The sequence below is a fragment of the Bradyrhizobium sp. MI1.11 genome (genome assembly GCF_055811255.1).
Window position 1 is genome coordinate 1 of the sequence record NZ_JBVVPM010000223.1, and the last position, 313, is coordinate 313.

Sequence of the window (313 nt, forward strand, 5' to 3'; positions counted from 1 at the left end):
AGCTTCGCGACGCATCTTCTCGAGAACGGAACCGATATCCGGATCATCCAGGTCTTGCTCGGGCACAATAATTTGTCCTCGACAGCGCGCTACACGCAGGTCGCCACCGATACGATCCGGGCGACGCAGAGCCCGCTCGATCGCCTGTCGCTGGAGGTGACGCCACCTGGATGATCCGCGGCGGGATCCGGGTGATGATCCGCCCCGACAGCCGCTCCAACAGGCCCGCCATCGACATTGCCGATATTCTGCGCCGGCATGGCGAGACCTATCGCCGTGACCATGCCGGTCATCTCGGTCGGGTCGAGCGGCG

The 313-nt window shown here is 64.2% G+C and carries 1 protein-coding gene; it reads left to right on the top strand.

The genetic code is table 11. The features are described 5' to 3' along the window. A partial coding sequence (locus tag AC0L30_RS43190) for a tyrosine-type recombinase/integrase (RefSeq protein WP_473406812.1) occupies positions 1-174 on the top strand: 174 nt, incomplete at its 5' end. Between the last annotated feature and the right edge of the window lie 139 nt (positions 175-313).